General features: G+C 69.2%; 20 protein-coding genes. 13 read left to right on the forward strand and 7 right to left on the reverse strand.

Annotation, left to right across the window (positions count from 1 at the left end; translation table 11 throughout):
• Positions 1-105: 105 nt before the first annotated feature.
• Entirely contained in the window at positions 106-591 is a 486-nt protein-coding gene (locus RZE77_RS19965) for a helix-turn-helix transcriptional regulator (RefSeq protein WP_319438930.1), read from the reverse strand.
• A 256-nt stretch (positions 592-847) separates the two neighbouring features.
• Here RZE77_RS19965 and RZE77_RS19970 point away from each other — a divergent pair, with 256 nt between their 5' ends.
• Both RZE77_RS19970 and RZE77_RS19975 read left to right on the forward strand, forming a co-directional pair.
• On the forward strand, positions 848-1,069 hold the full coding sequence (locus RZE77_RS19970) for a DUF1059 domain-containing protein (RefSeq protein ID WP_319438931.1): 222 nt from the start codon (positions 848-850) through the stop codon (positions 1,067-1,069).
• 158 nt (positions 1,070-1,227) lie between these two features.
• Positions 1,228-2,277, forward strand: a complete 1,050-nt coding sequence (locus RZE77_RS19975) for a LysR family transcriptional regulator (protein ID WP_319438932.1) — start codon at positions 1,228-1,230, stop codon at positions 2,275-2,277.
• Here the strand turns inward: RZE77_RS19975 and RZE77_RS19980 are convergent.
• From RZE77_RS19980 to pdxR, 4 genes are all read right to left on the reverse strand, one after another.
• A complete protein-coding gene (locus RZE77_RS19980; RefSeq protein ID WP_405546226.1) occupies positions 2,189-3,070 on the reverse strand; it encodes an ABC transporter permease subunit in 882 nt (293 codons plus the stop codon). The two genes, RZE77_RS19975 and RZE77_RS19980, sit on opposite strands and share 89 nt — an antisense overlap.
• A complete protein-coding gene (locus RZE77_RS19985; protein ID WP_319438933.1) occupies positions 3,063-3,851 on the reverse strand; it encodes a taurine ABC transporter ATP-binding protein in 789 nt (262 codons plus the stop codon). The genes RZE77_RS19980 and RZE77_RS19985 overlap by 8 nt, the downstream gene beginning before the upstream one ends.
• 5 nt (positions 3,852-3,856) lie before the next feature.
• Positions 3,857-4,870, reverse strand: a complete 1,014-nt coding sequence (gene tauA / locus RZE77_RS19990; RefSeq protein WP_319427166.1) for a taurine ABC transporter substrate-binding protein — start codon at positions 4,868-4,870, stop codon at positions 3,857-3,859.
• Positions 4,871-5,600: 730 nt separating this feature from the next.
• Positions 5,601-7,124 carry a MocR-like pyridoxine biosynthesis transcription factor PdxR gene (gene pdxR, locus RZE77_RS19995; protein WP_319438934.1) on the reverse strand — a complete coding sequence of 508 codons (1,524 nt, stop codon included), beginning with the start codon at positions 7,122-7,124 and terminating at the stop codon, positions 5,601-5,603.
• Between the two features lie 137 nt (positions 7,125-7,261).
• Here pdxR and RZE77_RS20000 point away from each other — a divergent pair, with 137 nt between their 5' ends.
• From RZE77_RS20000 to RZE77_RS20045, 10 genes are all read left to right on the forward strand, one after another.
• On the forward strand, positions 7,262-7,660 hold the full coding sequence (locus RZE77_RS20000) for a nuclear transport factor 2 family protein (protein WP_319442387.1): 399 nt from the start codon (positions 7,262-7,264) through the stop codon (positions 7,658-7,660).
• Positions 7,661-7,686: 26 nt separating this feature from the next.
• On the forward strand, positions 7,687-9,135 hold the full coding sequence (locus tag RZE77_RS20005; protein ID WP_319438935.1) for an NAD(P)/FAD-dependent oxidoreductase: 1,449 nt from the start codon (positions 7,687-7,689) through the stop codon (positions 9,133-9,135).
• Between the two features lie 230 nt (positions 9,136-9,365).
• Complete coding sequence (locus RZE77_RS20010; RefSeq protein ID WP_405546229.1) at positions 9,366-10,964, forward strand: ABC transporter substrate-binding protein; 1,599 nt, start codon at positions 9,366-9,368, stop codon at positions 10,962-10,964.
• Positions 10,965-10,975: 11 nt separating this feature from the next.
• Positions 10,976-11,950 carry an ABC transporter permease gene (locus RZE77_RS20015; RefSeq protein WP_319438936.1) on the forward strand — a complete coding sequence of 325 codons (975 nt, stop codon included), beginning with the start codon at positions 10,976-10,978 and terminating at the stop codon, positions 11,948-11,950.
• Positions 11,947-12,867 (forward strand): ABC transporter permease, encoded by a 921-nt coding sequence (locus RZE77_RS20020; protein ID WP_319438937.1) that lies wholly within the window; start codon positions 11,947-11,949, stop codon positions 12,865-12,867. Before RZE77_RS20015 ends, RZE77_RS20020 begins: the two co-directional genes overlap by 4 nt.
• Entirely contained in the window at positions 12,864-13,919 is a 1,056-nt protein-coding gene (locus RZE77_RS20025; protein WP_319438938.1) for an ABC transporter ATP-binding protein, read from the forward strand. The genes RZE77_RS20020 and RZE77_RS20025 overlap by 4 nt, the downstream gene beginning before the upstream one ends.
• Entirely contained in the window at positions 13,916-14,953 is a 1,038-nt protein-coding gene (locus tag RZE77_RS20030; protein WP_319438939.1) for an ABC transporter ATP-binding protein, read from the forward strand. The genes RZE77_RS20025 and RZE77_RS20030 overlap by 4 nt, the downstream gene beginning before the upstream one ends.
• Positions 14,950-16,626, forward strand: coding sequence for an amidohydrolase (locus tag RZE77_RS20035; protein ID WP_319438940.1), 1,677 nt, complete (start codon positions 14,950-14,952; stop codon positions 16,624-16,626). Before RZE77_RS20030 ends, RZE77_RS20035 begins: the two co-directional genes overlap by 4 nt.
• A gap of 7 nt (positions 16,627-16,633) precedes the next feature.
• A complete protein-coding gene (locus RZE77_RS20040) occupies positions 16,634-17,599 on the forward strand; it encodes a CobW family GTP-binding protein (protein WP_319438941.1) in 966 nt (321 codons plus the stop codon).
• Positions 17,600-17,648: 49 nt separating this feature from the next.
• Positions 17,649-18,113 (forward strand): GNAT family N-acetyltransferase, encoded by a 465-nt coding sequence (locus tag RZE77_RS20045; protein ID WP_319438942.1) that lies wholly within the window; start codon positions 17,649-17,651, stop codon positions 18,111-18,113.
• Positions 18,114-18,141: 28 nt separating this feature from the next.
• Here the strand turns inward: RZE77_RS20045 and RZE77_RS20050 are convergent, their stop codons facing one another.
• The gene (locus tag RZE77_RS20050) at positions 18,142-18,495 is read right to left on the reverse strand and encodes a hypothetical protein (protein WP_319438943.1); all 354 of its coding nucleotides are present in this window, start codon (positions 18,493-18,495) and stop codon (positions 18,142-18,144) included.
• A gap of 222 nt (positions 18,496-18,717) precedes the next feature.
• Between RZE77_RS20050 and RZE77_RS20055 the strand changes: the two genes are divergently transcribed.
• Positions 18,718-21,918: an autotransporter outer membrane beta-barrel domain-containing protein gene (locus RZE77_RS20055; protein ID WP_319438944.1), complete on the forward strand. Its 3,201-nt coding sequence runs from the start codon at positions 18,718-18,720 to the stop codon at positions 21,916-21,918.
• Positions 21,919-21,936: 18 nt separating this feature from the next.
• Here the strand turns inward: RZE77_RS20055 and RZE77_RS20060 are convergent, their stop codons facing one another.
• A complete protein-coding gene (locus RZE77_RS20060; protein WP_319438945.1) occupies positions 21,937-22,596 on the reverse strand; it encodes an FABP family protein in 660 nt (219 codons plus the stop codon).
• Between the last annotated feature and the right edge of the window lie 24 nt (positions 22,597-22,620).

Consider the following 22,620-nt stretch of genomic DNA (forward strand, 5'->3'; position numbering starts at 1 on the left):
ATCAAGGGGGAGGCCGCAGGCCGGAGGACATTCGCGGAGCAAGGTGCCCCGTCGGCGGGAGCGCGCCCTGAACAACGCGCCCCCCAACAGACCGCAGACAGGCTCTCAGGAGCTCCTGCCCATGGCGAGCGCGCGCACCACTGCCGCGGTGCGCGTCTCGACGCCCAGCTTCACGTACACATGCTCCAGGTGCTTGTGGACGGTGCGCGGGCTGATCTCCAGCAAAGCGGCGATCTCGGCGTCGGTCTTGCCGCGCGAGAGCCAGTGCATGACATCGCCCTCGCGCGGCGTGAGGCCGGCCAGCGGTGCATCGGGGAGCGGCACATCTTGCAGCGGCGGCGCAGCGCGGCAGGCGAGCCCATACAGGAAGGCCACTGCCACCGCATGCTCCAGCCCCGCGCGCCGGTAGCGGTCGGCCTGCCACGCGGCGCGGCGGAACTCGCTGCGGCCCGGCGCCCTGGTGGCGTTGCGGAGGCTTGCGCGCAGGCCATTGCTGCCGGCGCCATGAGGCCGTATCGGCGAATGCCCGGACTCCAGCTGCTCCAGCAGGCGAAGCGCGCCCGCTCGGTCGTTGCGCGTGAGATGTGTCATGGCATGCCCCTTTCACGGTGCATACGCATTGCTGCGTATGGCGCCTGCACGCATCGAGACGCACGATGCTCGCAGGCCCTTTACCACCAAAGCAGTATAGGCAGGCAGGGGGCGCGCAGGCCGCCTGCCGGCGGAGGGGATACACATGGCCATCGACGAAACACGGCTTAACGCCTGCATGGGTAGCCCCCGGCCAGCCCTCTTCCGGCCGGCCTGACCTTCGAATCACGTCCGAAAGGACATTCCAGGAGCCACCATGTCACGCCAATACATCGACTGCCGCGAGTTTCCAAGCACGATGAACTGCAGTGTCGCGCTCACCGCCGACACCGAGGGCGAACTGCTCGAAGCCGCCGTCCAGCACGCCGTGGCCGTGCACGGCCATACCGACACGCCGGAATTGCGCACGCAGCTCGCAAGCATGTTCAAGACCGGCACGCCGCCGCTGCAGGCGCCCGCGCAGGCGACCCCCGCCTGAGGCTGCCTGGCCCCGATCACCGCCGCCGCCGTGCGCGGCGATGAACACCTTCGGGTGCTTTCGAGCGCCGCCGGAAGCCGGCATCCGCGAACCGGGGAAAAGGGCGATGCCCCTACGGCCCGCGCCCCCAACCCCGATGCTGGAACAATGCGGCCACCATGGACGGCCTCGATCTCATCAAAACATTCCGGGAAGTGGCGTTCCGGCGCAGCTTCTCCCGCGCGGCCATTTCGCTCGGCATGTCGAAGGCCACGGTCAGCCGCTACGTGGCCGAGCTCGAAACCCGCAGCGGCGTGCGCCTGCTCAACCGTTCCACCCGTTCGCTGAGCCTGACGGACGCCGGCCAGGTGCTGCTCGACCGCAGCACCGAACTGGTGGCCATGGCCGAGAACACGCTCAACGACCTGCAGGCCCACGGCTCGCACCCCCAGGGGCGGCTGCGCATGAGCGCGCCGCACGGGCTGATCGCGGGCTGGCTGTCCGACGTGATCGCCGAGTTCATCCAGCTCTACCCTGACGTGTACGTGAGCCTGGTGTTCACCAACGACGACCTCGACCTGATCGAGGAAGGCATCGACATCCACCTGACCGGCGGGCGCATCGACGACATGAACCTGATCGTGCGCCGGCTGGTGCCGTTCGACATGGTGGTCTGCGCGAGCCCGGCCTACTGGGCCCGGCGCGGCATTCCCACGGTGCCCGAAGACCTGGGCCGCCACGACGTGCTCACCTACTCGGCCAAGCCCACCACCCACCTGCCCTTCGAGACCGACGGCAAGGCGGTCGAGGTGCCGGTGCACAGCCGCATGGAGGCCAACGACGCCGTTGCGCTCATCGAGCTGGCGCTGCGCGGCGCGGGCGTGGCCTACGTGCCCGAGCCGCTGGCGCAGTCGCACCTGGAGCGCGGGGCGCTGGTACCGGTGCTGCGCGAGCACATGCCGAGCGACCACTGGCTGTACGCCGCCTACTCGCAGCGCCGCCACAACAGCGCCGCGATGCGCACCATGCTCGACTTTCTGGAGCAGTCGATGGCCCGGCACGGCAACCCGCCCGCGATGCCGCCGCTGCCGCCCGCATTGCAGGTGCTGGCTTCTCCTTCTTCTTCTGTTGCTCCTGCTGCTACATGCGCCCTTTCCACGGTACCAGGCGCCGCTCGAGCCACCGCATCAGCAGGTCGAACAGATAGGCCACCACGCCGATCACGATGATGCCCATGATGACGATGTCGGTGCGCAGGAAGTTCGACGCGTTCAGCACCATCTGGCCCAGGCCCATGTTGGCCGCCACCATCTCGGCCGCCACCAGCGTGGTCCAGCCGAAGCCGATGGCAATGCGCATGCCCACCAGGATGTCGGGCAGCGCCGACGGCAATATGACGTGCCGGATCACCTGCATGTAGCTGGCGCCCATCGAATACGCGGCGTTGATCTGCTCCTGCGAGGCGCTGCGCATGCCCGAGCGCGCGGCCAGCGCCAGCGGCGCGAAGCAGCTCAAAAAGATCAGCAGCACCTTGGGCAGCTCGTCGATGCCGAACCAGATGATGATCAGCGGCAGGTAGGCCAGCGGCGGCAGCGGCCGGTAGAACTCCAGCGGCGGATCGAAGATGCCGCGCCAGAAGCGGCTCATGCCCATCGCAATGCCCACCGGGATGGCCGTGGCGCAGGCCAGCAGGAAGGCCGAGAACACGCGGAACATGCTCGCGAGGAAGTGCTGCCACAGCGGCTTGTCGTTGGCCTGCCCCGTGAGGTATTCGTAGAACTGCTGGAACACCGCCTGCGGCGTCGGCAGGAACAGCGGCTTGACCCAGCCCATGTTGGTCACCAGGAACCACAGCGCGACCAGCGCTGCCACCGTGACCACGCTGATCGCCACGCTCGAGCCCTCGCCCGGCACCTTGAAGGCGCTGGTCTTGAGCTTGGCGCCGGCCGGTGGAGGCGGCGGTGCGGCGGGCTTGGAGGGCGGTGTCATGGCGACAGGCGTTGCGATGGTGGCCTCAGGCATGTGCAGCCTCGCGATGATGAATGATCGAAAGAACCTCTTCGCGCATGCGGATGAATTCGGGCTCCGACTTCACCTTGCGCGAGTCGCCATGCGACAGGAACTGGCGCGAGAACGGAACCTCGTCGTACACGTGCGAGATGCGTCCCGGGCTCGGGCTCATCACGATCAGCCGCGTGGCCAGGAACAGCGCCTCCTCGACCGAATGGGTGATGAAGAACACCATCTTGTTCGACTTGGACCAGGCCTTGAGCAGGATCTCCTGCACCTGTTCGCGCGTGAATGCGTCGAGCGCGCCCATGGGCTCGTCCATGAGCAGCACGGCCGGGTCGCTGGCCAGCGCGCGCGCAATGCCCACGCGCTGCTGCATGCCGCCCGAGAGTTCGTACACCGCGCGGTCCGCGTACTGCTGCAGGCCGACCAGCCCGAGCTTTTCTTCCGCGACGCGGTCGCGCTCGGCCTTGCCGGCGCCGGCCAGGCGCAGGCCCAGCGCCACGTTGTCGCGCACGTTGAGCCAGGGCATCAGCGCATGCTTCTGGAACACCACGCCGCGATCGGCGCCGGGGCCGACCACGGGTTTGCCGTCGAGCAGGATCTGGCCGGTGGAAGGCGGCAGGAAGCCCGCAATGCTGTTGAGGAGCGTGGTCTTGCCGCAGCCCGAGGCGCCGAGCGCCACGACGAAATCGCCGTCGCGCATCGTGAGGTTGACCGGCGCCAGCGCCTGCAGCGTGCCGCCCTTGACGGCGTAGTTGACCGTGAGGTCGCGGATGTCGAGCGTGGGCATGCGGCTTACTTCCCCATGGCTTTCTCGACGTAGGCCGTGGTCACGAAGGCGCTGTAGTCGGGCTTGACCTCCTGCACCCGGCCCTGCTCCTTCAGGAACGCCGCCGTGCCCGCCATCGCCTTGGCCGCGCCGCCGCCCAGCCACGTGGGCGAGACCTGCTCGGCCATGGTCGGGAAGGTGTAGAGCGACATCGCCGCCGACACGTCCTTTGGATCGGCCTTGGTCCATTTGGCCATCGCCTTGGTCTGCGGCGAATCGGGCGTCCAGCTCTTGCCGCTGGCCTTGTATTCCTCGTTCGCGCGGTTGAGCGCCTTCACGAAGGCGATCATGAACGGCTCGTTGGCCGCGGCCCACTTGGCGTTGACCACGATGCCCTCGAAGGTGGGCGCGCCGCGCTTGCCGATGCTGCCCGAGGTGGCGATGGTCTTGCCCGTGCCCTTGATCTTGGAGAGCACCGGATCCCAGATGAAGGTGGCGTCGATGTCGCCGCGCTCCCAGGCCGCCGCGATCTCGGGCGGGCGCATGTTCATCACGTTGACGCTCCTGGGGTCGACGCCGTCCATCTTCATGCCGGCCATGAGCTGGTAGTGCGCGGTCGAGACAAACGGCGTGGCCACCTTCTTGCCGGCCAGGTCCTTCATGCTGTTGATGCCCGAGGCATTGCGCGCAATGAGCGCCTCGGCGTTGGCGATGTCGGCCGAGATCCAGAACAGCTTGATGTCCTGCCCCTGGCTGGCCGCGGCCGTGAGCGGGCTGGAGCCGGTCTCGCCCATCTGCACGTCGCCCGACGCCATGGCCCGGATCACGTCGCCGCCGCCGGAGAACATGCGCCAGTTGATCTTGTAGCCGGTGGCCTTTTCGACCTCGCCCGATTCCATGACGAGGCGCAGGGGGACCAGCATGTCCTGGTGGGCGAAGGTGAGTTCCTTGGCCTGCTGTGCGGAAGCAGTGCCGCACAGGGCTGCCAGCGTGGTGGCCAGCACGGCGAGTTGCAGGGGGAGACGGCGGGACATGGTCATCGGGTTTCTCCGGTAGGTGAATCTCGCAGCGACTTTGCACTCATCGCATCCAGCCAGGAAGTACCAGCACCGGGGTGGGTATGGAGCCAGCCTGTCCGTGAATACCCTTGTTCTGGTGCGGTGGCTGTTTGGTGTGCACGGGGGAGGTGCGTTTTCTTGTTTTCCGGGGCCGGGTCTCGCCCCGGCGGGCGACTCACTTTCTTTGCTTCGCCAAAGAAAGTAAGCAAAGAAAGGCGACCCCTACTGTCTGCGTCCCTCCGCTTCGCTGCGGGCAACCTGCGGTGCTCGATTCCGGCGGGGGTCCGCAGAACTCGCTTCGCTCAAACAGCTGCGGCCCTGATCCCGCCTCCATCTGCGCTCCTCGGCGCATACAGAAGGGGTGGGAGCGGGCAGCCTTCGCTCTCGCTCGGCCCCAATACCAAAAGCCCAACTCAATACCAACCACCGCGGCGCTATGCGCCGCGGTGGCCTGGTGGCCGAGCGAAGCAAAGGCCCGTGTGGTTTGCCCTCCCCTCTGTATGCGCCGAGGAGCGCAGCGTTTCGCGGATCAGGGCTCGCAGCTGTTTGAGCGAAGCGAGTTCTGCGAGACCCCGCGAAACGCGAGCACCGCAGGTTGCCCGCAGCGAAGCGAAGGGTCGCAGACAGTGGGGTCGCCTTTCTTTTGCCTACTTTTCTTTGGCGAAGCAAAGAAAAGTAGGTCGCCCGCCGGGGCGAGACCCGGCCCCCGACCTCAATGCGCCCTAACCTCCCCTCGAGCCAACGCCAACTCCTCAACAGCCATCCCCAAGGCCTGAATCCCAGCCGGAATCTGCGAAGCCGCAATAGACGACAACCGCAGCCGAAAGAACGGACACGGATAAGGCGGCTTCGCAAAGAACACGTCGCCCGCCTCGATCAGCACCCCATGGCTGCGTGCCATCAACGACAGCTCCGTCGCATCCACCCACGTCGGCGCCTGCACCCAGATCGAAGCTCCGCCCGAAGGCAGCCGGAACTCGAAATCGGGCAGGTGCTCGCGCAGCGCCTGCGCGGCCAGCGCAAGGCGTTCCTGCATTGCATGGTTCACCCGCCGCGCATGCGACTCGTGGTGCCCCAGCGAGAGAAACAGTGCATAGGCATGCTGCAGGAAGGCGCTCGGATGCCGCACCATCGCATGCCGGATCACGCGCAGTTCCTTGATCAACGCACGCGGCGCCACGATGAAGCCCAGCCGCAAGGCCGGCGACAAACTCTTCGACACCGACCCCACGTAGATCACCCGCCCCGTCTTGTCCAGGCTCTTGAGCGCGGGCATGGGCGTGCCTTCGTACAGGTTCTCGGCCTCGTAGTCGTCCTCGATGATCACGAAGTCCTGCAGCTCGGCCTTGCGCAGCAGCCACTGCCGGCGTTCGAGGCTCAGCGTCGCGGTGGTGGGGCTTTGGTGCGAGGGCGTCACGAACAGGTAGTCTGCCGCCGGCAGCGCATCGACCACCAGCCCGTCTTCATCGACATCCACCTCCACCCACTTCGGCTGCCGCAGCGAGAAGCTGTTGCGCGCATGCGGATGGCCCGGCTCCTCCAGCCCCACGCGCGTCCGCTCGTCGAACAGCGCCTCCGCCAGCAGGTAGTAGGCATGCTGCGCGCCCATCGTCACCAGGATCTCTTCCTTGAGCGCAAATACCCCGCGCTTGGGCAAGAGGCGCGTGCGGATCTGCTCGATCAGGTCGGGCACGTCGTCGGTCTCGAAATCCGGCGTCCAGTGCGGCAGCTGCGATCGCGCCAGGCTGCGGGCGCAGCACTCGCGGAAGTCTTCGGTGGGAAACAGCTGCGGGTCGTAGTTGCCGTAGACAAAAGGGTACGGATAGTCGCGCCACCGGTCGGGCTTCGACAGCGTGGGCTTGTCGACCAGCGAACGCAGCACGCGATTCGACCAGTCGGGCGGCTGGCTCGCCTGGCCGCTGCGGCCCACCAGCGGCTCGGCGTGCACGGCTGACAGCGGACGGGCATCGTGCGCCACGAACACGCCGCTGCGCGGACGTGCTTCCAGAAAGCCTTCGTCGATCAGTTGCAGGTAGGCCGAGGTCACGGTGTTGCGGCTCAGTCCCAGCAGGGCTGCAAGCTCGCGCGACGAAGGCAGCGGCGCGCCGGGCGACAGGTGTTCTTCAAGAATGGCCTGCACCACGGCGGCGCGCAGACGGGCCTGCAGCGGCAGCGCCGGTTGATCGGGCAGCGCGAAGAGCTGCGCCCACTGGGTGGCTCGCGGATTCGGGGGCATGGTGCGCCGCAGTTTAGGGCAGCGCACACGGTTCGTGGTGCTCTGGCTCGGTCGAATCTTCCCAACTGGCCCTATCGCGCCGGCAGGCGGCTGCCTACGCTTGCCGCATCAATTTCCGGAGTTTCCGCGTGACCGCAATGCCTTCCTCCACTTCCGTGACCACCGACACCCTCGCCGCGTTCAGCGACGCCTGGAACCGCCACGACATCGACGCGCTGATGGGCTTCATGACCGCCGACTGCATCTTCCAGACCGCCGCCGGTCCCGACGCCTGCGGCACCCGCCACGTGGGCACCGAGGCGGTGCGCCAGGCCTTCGCGGCGGCATGGCAGGCGGTGCCCGATGCGCAATGGATCAACGGCCGGCATTTCGTGCACGGCGATTTCGGCACCTCGCAGTGGACCTTCACGGGCACCGCTTCCGACGGCAGCCGCATCGAGACCGATGGCATCGACGTCTTCACCTTCAGGGGCGGAAAGATCCACCTGAAGAACGTGTTCCGCAAGGCCCGCCCCAACCTGCCGGCGGCCCGCTAGGCCCGCCGTACCGGAGCCTCCGCATCATGACCCTGTCCGGCACCGCCTCCTTCTCCGCCCCGCAACCGCAGCCGCAGCCCCCGAGCCGGCCCTACGACCCGCGCTACGACCCGCTGGTCGCATCCGACCCCGGCGCCGGCCGCGCCTACGCGCCCACCTGGTGGGTGGCCAGCGCCGGCACGCCGCCCGAGGACGACGGCCCGCTCGTGCGCGACATCGATGTCGACGTGGCCATCATCGGCTCGGGCGCCACCGGCATGTCGACCGCGCTTTACCTGGCACAGGAGCACGGCATCCAGGCCACGGTGCTCGAGGCCAACCAGGCGTCGTGGGGCTGCTCCAGCCGCAGCGGCGGCCAGGGTCAGAACGCCAGTGGCCGGCTCAAGCGCTCGCAGTGGATCCAGCGCTGGGGCCTGGACACCGCCAGGCGGCTCGACGCCGAGATCCGCGGCGGCTTCGAGAACTTCAAGCAGCTCACGACGCAGATCGACTGCGACGCCTTCGACGGCGGCCATCTCTATCTGGCGCACCGGCCCGAAAAGCTCGCGGTGCTCGAAGCCGAGTCGCGCGTGATGCGCGAGCAGTTCGGCTACGCCACGCGCATGCTGACGGCCGAAGAGGTGCGGCGCGACTACTGCGACGAGCGCGAGGCCGCCGGCGCCATGTTCGAGCCCGAAGGCGTGGGCATCCACCCGCTGAAGTTCACCTTCGGCCTGATGCGCAAGGCCCGTGCGCTGGGCGTGAAGGTGCACACCTCGAGCCCCGTGCAGGGCTGGCAGACCATCGACGGCGTGCACCACCTGCAGACGCCCGGCGGCGTGGTGCGCGCGCGCCGCGTGGCGGTGTGCACCGGCGGCTACACCGGGCAGGCACTGAGCCCGCTGCTGAAGAACCGCATCATGCCGATCCTCTCCAACTCGGTGGTCACGCGGCCGCTCACCGAGGCCGAGCTGCAGGCCACCAACTTCAGGTCGCTGACCTTCCTGACCGACACGCGCACGCTGCGCTTCTACTACCGGCTGCTCAAGGGCAACCGGCTGCAGATCGGCAGCCGCAGTTCGGTGAGCGGCGCCGATGCCGAGCATCCGGTGCACCTGAAGCTGCTCACCGATGCCATCGCGCGCAAGTTCCCGCCGCTCGCGGGCATCCGCATCGACTACTCGTGGTGGGGCTGGGTCGACATGAGCCACGACATGATGCCGCGCATCACGCAGCCCGAGCCGGACAGGAAGATCTGGTATGCCGTGGGCTACGGCGGCAACGGCGTGTCCTTCTCGACCTGGGCCGGCAAGCGGCTGGCCGAGCGCGTGGCCGGCAAGGACACGGGCAAGGACGTGTTCGAGCTTCCCATCTACAAGTCCGCGCTGCCGTTTCCCAATGTGATGGGGCTGGTGGAATCGCGCGCCTTCGCGCCGTTCCGGCGCATCGGCCAGCGCATGCTCTACAAGTGGTATTGGCTGCGCGACGAGAAGTAGGGAGCAGCGGCCGGCCGATGGGGCCGCGAGCTTGTGCGCGCGCGGTGCGCATTCACCGAAGTGGCGCATCGCACCGCTACACAACGGGGCAAACCCGTGGCTTCTGGCCCTGCAGGTCGCGCGCGGCTGGCTCTTCGCGTGCAGGGGCCAAGCGCCTATCTTCGAGCGCAAGGCCCACCGGCCGAATCGATCCGTCCGCCTGCCCTGTGTCGAACTCCAGAGGTCCTGCCATGCCCCTTCTCCGCCTTACGCGCCGCGCCACCCTGCTCTCGGCCGCGCTGATGACCGCGAGCACGCTGCTTGCGCTGCCCGCCTCCGCCGCCGAGGAGCCCAGGCGCGGCGGCACGCTGGTCATCGGCAGCACGCAGACGCCGCGGCACCTGAACGGCGCGGTGCAATCGGGCATTGCCACCGCGCTGCCTTCCACGCAGATCTTCGCGAGCCCGCTGCGCTTCGACGACAAGTGGAACCCGCAGCCCTACCTTGCTGAAACATGGAAGCTGTCGGAGGACGGCAAGTCGCTCACGCTCAACCTGCGCAAGAATGCGGTGTTCCACGACGGCAAGCCGGTCACCTCGGCCGACGTGGCCTTCTCGATCATGGCCATCAAGGCCAACCATCCGTTCACCACCATGCTCGGCCCGGTCGACAAGGTGGACACGCCCGACCCACACACCGCCGTCATCCGCATGAGCGTGCCGCACCCGGCCATCGTGCTGGCGATGTCGCCCGCGCTGTGCCCCATTCTTCCCAAGCACATCTACGGCGACGGGCAGGAGCTGAAGAACCATCCGCGCAACACCACCGACGTGGTCGGCTCGGGCCCGTTCCGGCTGACCGAGTTCAAGCCGGCACAGCGCATCGTGCTGGAGCGCTTCGACAAGTTCTTCCTGCCCGGCAAGCCGTACCTGGACAAGGTGATCGTCAACGTCACGCCCGACATGGCCAGCCTGGTGCTCGGGCTGGAACGCGGCGATGTGCAGATGCTGCCCTTCGCCACGCTGCCCACCGATCTCAAGCGCTTCGCCAATGACCCGAAGGTGTCGCTCACGTCCAAGGGCTACGACGGCATCGGCGCGCTCAACTGGCTGGCCTTCAACACCGCGAAGAAGCCGCTCTCTGACGTGCAGGTGCGCAAGGCCATTGCCGCGGCCATCGACAAGAACTTCATCGCCAAGGCGCTGATGGGCGGCTTTGCCACGGTGTCCGACGGCCCGCTGGTGGCGAGCAGCCCCTTCGCGGTGCCCGACCTGGTGCGCTATCCGCTCGATCTCAAGAAGGCCGCCGAGATGCTCGACGCCGCGGGCTACAAGGCCGGTGCCAACGGCGAGCGCTTCAAGCTCACCATCGACTACCTGCCCGGTGCCGACGACCAGCAGAAGAACGTGGCCGAATACATCCGCGGCCAACTCAAGAAGGTGGGCATCGCGGTGGAGGTGCGCGCCTCGGCCGACTTCCCGGCCTGGGCCAAGCGGCTGGCCTCGCACGACTTCGACATGTCGATGGACCTGGTGTTCAACTGGGGCGATCCGATCATCGGCGTGCACCGCACCTACCTGTCGACCAACATCAAGCCGATCGTCTGGACCAACACGCAGTCCTATGCCAACCCGAAGGTCGACGAGCTCCTGAACACCGCCGGCAGCCTGGCCGACCCGACCCAGCGCAAGGCCTACTACGCCACCTTCCAGAAGATCGTGACCGACGAGCTGCCGATCGAGTTCATCAACCAGGTGCCCTACCACACCATCACCAGCAAGAAGGTGGGCAACGTGCCGGCCAGCATCTGGGGGCCGCTGTCGCCACTGGACGAGGTCTACCTCAAGTAAGGCGGCACGACATGGGCACATTGCGCTATGCCGCCTCGCGGCTGCTCCAGGCCCTGGGCCTGGTGCTCGCGGTGGTGGTGCTGAATTTCGTGCTGGTGCACGCGGCGCCGGGCGACCCGGTGGAAACCATTGCCGGCGCCAGCGGCGGCATGTCGCCCGAGCTGATGGCGCAGCTGCGCACGCAGTACGGGCTCGACGAACCGCTGCCGGTGCAGCTGGGCGTGTACCTGGGCAAGGTGGCGCAGGGCGACCTGGGCTACTCGTACTTCTTCAACCTGCCCGTGACGAGCATGATCGCCGAGCGCGTGCCGGCCACGCTGCTGCTGGTGCTGAGCTCGGTGCTGCTGGCCTTCTTTGCCGGCACTGCGCTGGGCGTGCTGTCGTCGCGCAAGCCGAACGGCTGGCTGTCGCAGTTCATCACGGTGCTGTCGCTGGTGGGCTTTGCGGCGCCCGTGTTCTGGCTCGGGATCATGCTGGTGATCCTGCTGGCCTCCGTGTTCCCGATTCTTCCGGTGGCGGGCATGCGCTCCATCGACTCGACCGGCGGCGGGCTCAAGGACGTGCTCGACGTGGCGCATCACCTGGTGCTGCCCACGCTCACGCTGAGCCTGGTGTACCTGGCGCAGTACAGCCGGCTCGCGCGCTCGTCGATGCTCGACGTGCTGGGCTCCGACTTCATCCGCACCGCGCGTGCCAAGGGCCTGGCCGACCGCGTGGTGCTCTACAAGCATGCGCTGCGCAATGCACTGCTGCCGGTGGTCACGGTGCTGGGCCTGCAGTTCGGCAACGTGCTGGCCGGCGCGATCCTGGTGGAGACGGTGTTCAACTGGCCTGGCCTCGGCCGGCTGGCCTTTGAATCGGTGCTGCGGCGCGACTACCCGACCATCCTCGGCGTGCTGCTCTTTTCATCGGTGGTGGTGGTGGTGATGAACCAGCTCACCGACCTGTGCTATCGCTTCATCGATCCGCGGATCAAGGCCTCATGAACAAGCTTGCAACGATGCCATCCGCTTCCGCCGCACCTGCTGCACCTGCCTCGCCCGCGAAGCCGGCCCTGCGCGTCGAGCACCCGGGCGTGGAGGCGATGCGCATGTTCCTGCGCAATCCCGCGGCCATTGCGGGCATGGCGATGCTGCTCGCCATGCTGGCGGTGGCCATCGCCGGGCCCTGGCTCCATCCGGCCGACCCCTTCGAGATCAAGGCCGCGCCGCTCACGCCGCCGTTCAGCGAGGAGGCCTGGCTCGGCACCGACTACCTCGGCCGCGACGTGCTCACCACGCTGATCTACGGCGGGCGCGCCACGCTGCTGGTGGGCGCGGTGGCCGCGCTGCTGTCGGTGCTGATCGGCATCACGCTGGGCGCCTTCGCGGGCTACTACGGCGGCAAGGTCGACGCAGCGCTGATGAAGGTGACGGAGTTCTTCCAGGTGCTGCCCGCGCTGCTGTTCGCAATGGTGGTGGTCACGCTGTTCTCGCCCACGCTGGTGACGGTCACGCTGGCCATCGGCATCGTGAGCTGGACCGGCACCGCGCGGCTCACGCGCGCCGAATTCATGAAGTACCGCGGCCTGGAGTTCGTGCGCGCCGAGCGCGCCATCGGCGCACGCGACGCCCGCATCATCTGGAAGGTGATCCTTCCCAACGCGCTGCCGCCGCTGGTGGTGTCGGCCACGCTGGCCATCGGCGCGGCGGTCCTGTTCGAGGCGGGGCTGTCGTTCCTTGGCCTGGGCGACCCCAACCAGATGAGCTGGGGGCTGATGATCGGCTCCAGCCGGCAGTACGTGCTGTCGTGCTGGTGGGCGGTGGCCTTTCCGGGCGCGGCGATCTTCATCACCGTGCTGGCCGTGAGCCTGATCGGCGACGGGCTCAACGATGCCCTCAACCCCAAGCTGAGGGAGCGATGATGAGCGGCGACCCCCTGCTGCGCGTGCAGGACCTGCACGTCGAATTCAAGACCCGCCGCGGCCAGGCGCTGGTGCTCAACGGCGTCGACTTCGAGATCCGCAGCGGCGAGACGCTCTGCGTGGTCGGCGAATCGGGCTGCGGCAAGAGCATGACGGCGCTCGCGCTGCTGCGGCTCGTTCCCTCGCCGCCGGGCCGCATCAGCGCAGGGCGCGTGATGTTCCAGGGCGAAGACCTGGTGCAGGCCAGCGACGCCCGCATGCGCGAGGTGCGCGGCAACCGCATCTCGATGATCTTCCAGGAGCCGATGACCTCGCTGAACCCGGTGTTCACCGTGGGCGACCAGATCGGCGAATCGCTGCGGCTGCATGCGGGCATGAACGCCCAGGCGGCCCGCGAGCGCGCCATCGAGATGCTGCGGCAGGTGGGCATTCCGGCGCCGGAGCGGCGCGTCGACGAATATCCGCACCAGCTCTCGGGCGGCATGCGCCAGCGCGTGATGATTGCCATGGCGCTGGCCTGCCGGCCCGACATACTGATTGCCGACGAGCCCACCACCGCGCTCGACGTGACGGTGCAGGCCCAGATCTTCGACCTGCTGCGCGAGCTGCAGCGCGAGAAAGGCACGGCCATCATGCTCATCACGCACGACATGGGCGCGGTCGCCGAAATGGCCGACCGCGTGATGGTGATGTATGCGGGCCGCGTGATCGAACAGGGCAGCACCGAACAGGTGCTTTCGCAGCCGGGCCATCCCTACACGCGCGGCCTGATCGACTGCCTGCCCGAACTCGGCAGCAGCGCGGCCTTCGGCGACGGCGCGCGGCCGGAACTGGCCGAGATCGCGGGCGTGGTGCCGTCGATCTGGGAGCTGGGCCGGGGCTGCGCATTCCGCGAGCGCTGCCCGCATGCGATGGCGCGCTGCGCCGCGGAGGTACCGCCGATGTTCGCGCTCGAAGGCGCTGCAGCAGGCGAAGGCGCAGGCGCACCGCACGGCGCCGCCTGCTGGCTGCATGCCGAGGTGCCGCAGGCGCGCATGAAGGAGGCGGCATGACATTCATCGGCAAGACCGACACGCTGCTCTCGGTCGACGATCTCAAGGTGCACTTCGCGCGCGGCAAGGCGCGCTGGGGCAAGCCCGCGGAAGTGGTGAAGGCGGTGGACGGCGTCTCCTTCGAGATCCGGCGCGGCACCACGCTGGCGGTGGTGGGCGAATCGGGCTCGGGCAAGACCACGACCGCGCTCGCGGTGATGCGGCTTTCGCCCGTCACCTCGGGCCGCATGCGGCTGGGCGACACCGACCTGGGCGCGCTGCAGGGCGAGGCGCTGCGCCGGGCGCGCACGCGCATGCAGATCATTTTCCAGGACCCGTTCTCCTCGCTGAATCCGCGCGAGCGCGCCGGTGCCACGGTGCGCGCCCCGCTCGAGCTGATGCAGGTGGGCACGCCCGAGGAGCGCACGCGCCGCGTGGCCGAGCTGTTCGAGGCAGTGGGCCTGCGGCCCGAGCAGCAGCACCTGTTCCCGCACCAGTTCTCGGGTGGGCAACGCCAGCGCATCAACATTGCGCGCGCGCTGGCCACCAACCCGGAGCTGGTGGTGTGCGACGAGCCGGTGTCGGCGCTGGACATTGCGATACGCGCGCAGATACTGAACCTGCTGGTGCGGCTGCAGCGCGAACTGGGGCTGACCTACCTCTTCATCTCGCACGACATGGCGGTGGTGGAGCACATCTGCGACGACATCGCCGTGATGTACCTCGGCCAGATCGTGGAGCGCGCCCCGCGGCGCAGCTTCTTCGCGCGGCCGCTGCACCCCTACAGCGTGGCGCTGATGTCGGCCGTGCCCACCGTGGGCGGCGGCCGCCGCCGCGCCGCCGGCCGCATCAAGCTCTCGGGCGATCCGCCGAGCCCGATCAACCCGCCGCCCGGCTGCCGCTTTGCCGGCCGCTGCCCGGTGGCCGAGCCGGCCTGTGCGGCCGAGCTGCCGCCGCTGCGCGAAGTGGCGCCCGATCATTGGGTACGCTGCAGGCGCGTCGACATCGCCGACGGCGTGGCCCTTCCTCCTCTTTCGATGCCTGAACTGCCATGAGCACGCCCACCACCACCGTCTACCCCGCGCGCAGGATCATCACGATGAACCCGATGCAGCCGCACGCCACGCACGTGGCGGTGCGCAGCGGCCGCGTGCTCGCCGTGGGCACGCTCGCCGACATGCAGGCCTGGGGCGCGTTCACGCTCGACGAGCGCTTTGCCGGCAAGGTGCTGATGCCGGGCCTGGTCGAGGGCCACTGCCACCTGAAGGAAGGCAGCATGTGGGACTGGACGTACCTCGGCTGGTTCGACCGACGCGACCCCGAAGGCAAGGTCTGGAGCGGCCTGCGCTCGATGGACGAGGTGGTGGCGCGCCTTCGCGAAGTGGCCGCGCAGATGGCGGCCGACGGCATTCCCGACACCGAGCCGCTGATCGCCTGGGGCTTCGACCCCATCTACTTCGGCGGCGAGCGCATGACGGTGGCGCACGTCGACCGCGCCAGCGCCACGCGGCCGGTGGTCATCGGCCACGCCAACGGGCACCTGATGAACGTCAACAGCGCCATGCTGCGCATCGCCGGCATCACGCGCGACAACGAGGTCGAGGGCGTGGTCAAGTTCGCTGCCGGCGAGATGTCGGGCGAGCCCACCGGCGAGCTGCAGGAGCCGGCCGCGATGTTCCTGGTGCTGCGCAGGATCGGCAATGCCGGCCTGCTCGCGCCGATGACCGAGGCCGGCGTGCGCTCCTTCGCGCGCCTGGCCTGCATGCAGGGCGTGACGACCGCGACCGACCTCGTCAACAAGCTCAGCGACGAAGACTGCGGCGTGCTCGAGAGCGCGACGCGCGACGAAGGCTTTGGCGTGCGCATCCTGCCGGCGTTCCAGGCCTTTCACGGCACGCACGGCGCGGCGCAGGGCGCCGAGCATGTGAGGGCGCTGGTGCCGCGCAGCACCGACCGGCTGCGCTACGGCCTCGTGAAGATGATGCTCGACGGTTCGATCCAGGGCTTCTCGGCGCGGCTGCGCTGGCCGGGGCATTTCAACGGCGCGCCCAACGGCATCTGGGTGACGGCACCCGCGCAGTACGAAGCCGACTTCGAGACCTATCACCGCGCGGGGCTCACCATCCACACGCACACCAACGGCGACGAGGCGAGCGAGGTGGCCATCGACGCCATCGAGCGCGTGCTGGCGCGCGCGCCGCGCCTTGATCACCGCCACACGCTGCAGCACGGCCAGATGATCGACGCGCCGCTGTTCCGGCGCATGGCATCGCTCGGCCTCAGCGCGAACCTGTTCGCCAACCACATCTGGTACTGGGGCGACCAGCACTACGAGATGACCATGGGCCCCGACCGCGCGAACCGGCTCGACGCCTGCGGCAGCGCGCTGGCGGCCGGCGTGCCGCTGGCCATCCATTCCGATGCGCCGGTCACGCCGCTCGGGCCGCTCTTCACCGCCTGGTGCGCCGTGAACCGCATCACGCCCAAGGGCCGGCTGCTCGGCGAATCGGAGCGCATCACGGTGCCGCAGGCGCTGCATGCCATCACGCTCGGCGCGGCCTGGACGCTGAAGCTCGACGGCGAGATCGGCAGCATCGAATGCGGCAAGCGCGCCGACTTCTGCGTGCTGGAAGACGATCCGCTCGAGATGAACCCGATGGCGCTGAAGGATGCGCGCGTCTGGGGCACGGTGCTGTCGGGCCGCGTGTTCGAGGCGCAAAGAAATTGAGCACGGCGTGACGCAAGAGACCAGGCGCCTGCCGCTCACCGTCATCGGCGGCTTCCTGGGCGCGGGCAAGACCACGCTGCTTAACCGCTGGCTGCGCGAGGCACAGGGCCTGCGCATCGCGGCGCTGGTCAACGACTTCGGCGCGCTCAACATCGATGCCGAACTGATCGCCGCCACGCACGGCGAGACGCTGGCCCTGACCAACGGCTGCGTCTGCTGCCAGATCGGCGACGACCTGGGCCGCGCGCTGGTGCAGGTCATCGAGTCGGCCACGCCCTTCGACGCGGTGGTGATCGAGGCCAGCGGCGTTTCGGATCCGTGGCGCATTGCGCAGATCGCCATGGCCGCGCCGGAGCTGAGCCTGGAGGGCGTGATCGTGCTGGTCGATGCGGCCGCGGTGGCGCAGCAATCGCGCGACGTGCTGCTGGCGGACACGCTGGTTCGGCAGTTGAAGTCCGCCGATCTCGTGGTGCTCAACAAGGCCGATCTCGCAGGCGCCGCCGCGCTCGCGCAAGCGAACGCGTGGGCCGAGGCCACCGCGCCCGGCACGCCGCGCATCGAAGCCACCCAGTCGGCGGTGCCGCTCGCGCTGCTGTCGGGCCTGCCGCTGCCGGCCGCGGGCCGCGGGCTTTGCGCGGGCGGGTGCGGACACGGCCACGATCACGGCCAGCACCACGCCCCCGACCACGGCGCGATGTTCCAGACCTGGAGCGCACAGCCCGCGGCCGCCATTCCCGCCGAACTGCTGCGCGCGTGGCTGCGCGACATGCCGCCGGGCGTGCTGCGGCTCAAGGGTCTGCTGCGCACCGGGCATGGCACGAACGGCGACGAATGGTCCGAGATCCAGTTCGCCGGCCGCCATGGCTCGCTGCGCAAGGCCCAGCCGCCGCGGGAGGCGCGCGCCGGCGTGGTCGCCATCGGCCTGCGGCATCGATTGCCCACGCAGGCACTGGAGCATTTCTTCGCGCGTTGAGCCGGGCCGTGTTGCAATCGCATGTTTTCAACGTGCAGGCCATCGACGCATGACGACTTCTTCGCTCCTGATCCGCCCTCCGACGCCCGACGACTACATGGCATGGAAGCCGCTGTGGGACGGCTACAACGCCTTCTACCAGCGCGAGGGCCCCACGGCCCTGCCCGACGAGATCACGCAGGTCACCTGGCAGCGCTTCTTCGATGCCTACGAGCCGGTGCACGCGCTGGTGGCCGAGCGCGACGGCCAGTTGGTGGGCCTCACCCACTATCTCTTTCACCGCAGCACCACGCGCATCGAGCCGAACTGCTACCTGCAGGACCTGTTCACGCTGCCGTCGGAGCGCGGGCGCGGCGTGGGGCGGCAACTGGTCGAAGGCGTGTACGCGCATGTGAAACGCGTGGGCGCACACCGCGTCTACTGGCAGACGCACACGACCAACATCGCCGGGCGCGCGCTCTATGACAAGGTGGCCACGCACGACGGCTTCATCGTGTACGGCACCTTCGTCTGAACATCTGCTGAAGAAGACCGGTAGCTGATCAGTACTTGATGGTCACACCGGCCTTCACGCCGTTGTTGCTCTTGCCATCCGTCAGCACGCCGCCCGTGAGCGACACGTTGCCGCCCGTGCTCGCGCCCAGCGAGTAGGTGGGCCGCGGCGTGGAGGTGTCGGTGCCGATGTAGCTCCCGCTGCCGTCGGGCCGCTGCACGCCGACGGTCGCACCCTTGGTGTAGGCCGAGGTTTCGGTGGAATTGACGTTGGGTGCCACGTAGATGGTGCCCTTGTCGTCGCTGTCCAGGGGCACTTTCACCGGCTCCGCCATCGCGGCGGTGGCGGCTGCGCAGCACGCGGCCGCGCTCACCCACGCAAAGATCGATTTCGATTTGCTCATGCTCCCGATCCTCGCGGCTGGGCCGCGCCTTGCCTGTAGGACAAGAGGCAGCCCGGCCGGCAGGCGCTTTGTCATGGTTGCGGCGCGCGCGGGCGGGACGCTTGTCTCCCCGCAGAAGGGACGCACCGCTCATGTGCGCGGGCGGCGCAATTCCTACAGTGATTTCACGGGCAAATGCCCGGGAGATCACCTAGGGAAACAAGCCGTGAAAAAGGTAAGACCATGAACAAGACCTTCCGTACCCTCTGGAATCCGGCGCTCGGCGCATGGGTGGCCGCGCCCGAAATCGCACGCGGCCATGCGCGCACCACCGGCCTGCATGCCGTTGCCATGGCGGTGCTGTGCCTGGGTGCCGGCCCGACCCTGGCCGAGGGCGGCGCGGGCGGCCAGCCCGTGGACAGCGCCGCGCTGCACGCCGGTTCCGGCGGCAGCAACGGCGGCGGCGGCGCGGGCGGTCTCAATGACAGCTCCATCGCCGCGCACGGCGGCGACGGCGGGTCGTCGACCGATGCAGGCGTTACCGCGGGCTCCGCCGCCGACGTGGGCGCCTTCGCTGGCGCCACGGCAGGCGCGGGCGGCGCGGCAGGCAGCTCCAACAGCGAAGTCACTCCCGGCGTGCTGCAGGGAGCCGACGGCGGCGCGGGCGAATCGCAGACCGGCGATCTCAGCAGCGGCAACGGCTATGGCGGCGGTGGCGGGGGCGGCTACCACGGCTTTCCGATGGGCTCCAGCACCATCGCGTCCTGGGGCAGCTACACCGGCGGCAACGGCGGTGCGGGCGGCAACGGCTACTGGGCGGCCGGCGGCGGCGGCGCCGGCGGCTATGGATCCACGCTGATCGGCCTGGTCGGCAACTACAACGCCTCCGGTATTTCCACCGGCGGCGCCGGTGGCAAGGGCGGCGACGCCTACTCGCAGGCCGGCGGCGGCGGCAGTGGCGGCGGCGGATTCTTCATCAGCGCGGCAACGCCCGGGCTCGGCTTCGGCAACAGCGGCACGCTCGCGGGCGGTGCCGGCGGCGCCGGCGGGTCCGAACTGCTGCCGGCCCGAAGCAATGCCTCGGGCGGTGGCGGCGGTGCGGGCGGCGCCGGTGCCACGCTGGCCGGCAGCACCCTCGCCGTGACCAACGTTGGCCAGATCACCGGCGGCGCCGGCGGCGCTGGCGGTGCGGGCGGCGGCGGCGCGGGCGGCACCGGCGCGCCCGGCAGCGGCGGCGGCGGCGGCGCGGGCCTCCTGTCCACCGGCAGCGGCGCGACGATTGCCAACAGCGGCACCATCGCCGGTGGCGCGGGCGGCATCGGCGGGGCCAACAGCAACGGCGGCGCCAGCGGTGCGCACGGCGCCGGCGGTGCCGGCATCGCGGGCGCCAACCTGAACATCGCCAACAGCGGCACCATCTCAGGCGGCCTTGGCGGCGACGGTGCCATGCGCGCATCGGCCGTGGCATTCACCGGCGGCAGCAACGGCCTGACCGTGAACACGGGCTCGTCGATGCTGGGCGCCATTGCCATCGAAAGCGGTGCCAGCGCCAGCGTGATCGCGGGAGCCGACGGCCTGAGCCTGGACAACGCACTGCTGCTGGGCGGCACGGGCACCATCGACACCAACGGCAACGGCATGGGCTGGTCGGGCCCGATCTCGGGCGCCGGCGACCTGGTGAAGGTGGGCGCAGGCACGCTGACCCTGAGCGGCACCAACACGAACACCGGCGCCACCAACGTCGCGGCCGGCACCTTGCGCGCCGGCGCGGCCGACACCTTCAGCAGCGCGAGCGCCTTCACGGTCAACGCGGGCGCCACGCTCGACCTGGCGGGCCACAGCCAGACCATCGCGTCGATGGCCAACAGCGGCATCGTCTCGCTGCTGAGCGGCACGCCCGGCGCCACCCTCACGGTGCAGGGCCCCTGGGTCGGCAACGACGGCACGCTGCGCCTGGGCACGGCGCTGGGCACCAGCGCCAGCCTGAGCGACCGGCTGATCCTCAGCGGCTGCACCGCCATTGCCAGCGGCAGCACCAACATACAGATCACCAACCTGGGCGGCCTGGGCGCGCTGACCATCGGCAACGGCATCGAAGTGGTGACCGCGATGAACGGCGCCACCACCACGGCGCAGACCACGCGCGACGCCTTCCGCCTGGCGGGCGGCCACGTCGACGCCGGCGCCTACGAGTACCGGCTGCACGCCGCCGATGCGAGCGGCGCGGGCGAGAACTGGTACCTGCGCTCCGGCATCATCGTCGCGCCGCCGCCGCCTCCTCCACCGCCTCCTCCCCCACCGCCCCCACCACCTCCGCCACCGGCACCACCGGGGCCGCCTGCACCGCCTGCACCGCCGGCACCACCCGCACCGCCTGCACCGCCTGCACCACCGGCACCTGCACCTGCGCCGGACGACGGTGGCCCCCCGCGAAGCAGCGACGGTGGCTCCCCGCCTGCCGGCGTGACGGTGCCCACCTACCGTGCCGAGGTCCCGCTGTACGCGGCGCTGCCCGAGCAGTTCCGCCAGTCCAACCTGGCGATGGTGGGCAACCTCCACCAGCGCGTGGGCGACGACGGCGCGGCCGGCCTCGCCACGGCCACGCCGCAGCAGGGCTACCGCCAGGGCTGGGCCCGCATCATCAGCATGGACCGCACCATCGGCCAGGGCGGCACCGTGAGCCCCACCAGCGAGGGGCGCCTGACGGGCTTCCAGGCCGGCAACGACCTGTGGGCCAATCCCAACTGGCGCGTCGGCATCTATATCGGCCAGCTCGAGGGCGACATGCGCGTGAACGGCTTTGCCCGCGGCGTGCAGGGCTATGGGGTCGGCTCCAGCGACCTGCGCAGCCAGTACCTGGGCGCCTACGCCACCTGGAAGAACGACAGCGGCCTGTACGTGGACGGCGTGCTGCAGGCCGGGCGCCACCGCTACACCGCGGCCACGACGCTGGGCTCGGCCGGCTCGGGCAAGGGCCACAGCCTGCTGGCTTCCGTCGAGGTGGGCCAGGGCTTTCGCATCTCGCCGGAATGGATCGTCGAGCCGCAGCTGCAGCTGGTGCACCAGCGCGTGAGCCTGGACGACGCCGGCATCATCGGCGCCGTGGTGCAGCAGCACAGCCACAGCGGCTGGCTGGTGCGCGCCGGCGTGCGGGTCAAGGGCGAGATGACCACCAGCGCCGGGCCGCTGCAGCCCTATGCGCGGCTGAACCTCTACCGCAGCAGCAGCGGCACGGACGTCACGCGCTTCATCGGCCCCGCGGGCTACACCGACATTACGACCCGCACCGGCGGCACGAGCACCGAACTGGCGGCAGGCGCCACGCTGCAGCTCACGCAGAACATGAGCCTGTATGGCGAGGTCGGCAAGTTCTGGGCATCGGGCGGCGGCGCCCGCACGAAGAGCGGCCTGAACGGCAGCGTGGGCCTGAAGATCCGCTGGTGAGCGCAGCGGGCGGTGCGGCTACTTTCGCTGCACCGCCGCGGCGGCCGGCGCATCGGGCATTGCGAGCGGATTGCGCCCCGGCCCTTCGACGCGCGTCAGCGTGTTGCGGTCGGTGTGATGGAAGGGCTCGGCCTGGCCCTGGATCTGCATCACCGTGTCCTGGTCGTAGGACCATGTGCCGTCGGCGTTGATGGTCACCGTGATGTTCCACGCCAGCGTGGTGAAGGCCTGCTCGATGAACGGGTTCGAGACGATGCCGTTCACCAGGCTGCCGCGCTCGGCGCTGAGCGTGAAGCGCGTGTCGTCCGCCTTGGCATGGCCGCTGGCCATGGCCACCTGCCCGCGCGGAATGGCCAGCGTGTGCAGCACCGTGCCGGTGGCCGGCTCCCAGAGCCAGTAGCCCACCTGGTCGTGGTACATCTTGGTGAGGCCGGGCTTGTGGATGTAGGTGTGATAGCGCAGGCCATACAGCAGCTGCGGGCCGTTGGTCTGCGGATCGATCGGCTGCAGTTCGTAGCGCTCGACATAGACCTGCGTCTTAGGGCCCTCGCGCTTGGGCTTGACGTCCACGCCGCGGCTGCCCTCCCAGATGCCGGCCATGGCGCGCAGCGGCCCGAGGTTGGCGAGCGTGTCGGGGTCGGCGTTGGGCTCGGTGTAGATGTCTTCGGTGGGGTTCATGGTGTGTGGACTTCTTCTGATTTC

It is taken from the genome of Variovorax sp. SPNA7 (assembly GCF_033807855.1).
GTDB classification, from domain to species: domain Bacteria; phylum Pseudomonadota; class Gammaproteobacteria; order Burkholderiales; family Burkholderiaceae_C; genus Variovorax; species Variovorax beijingensis.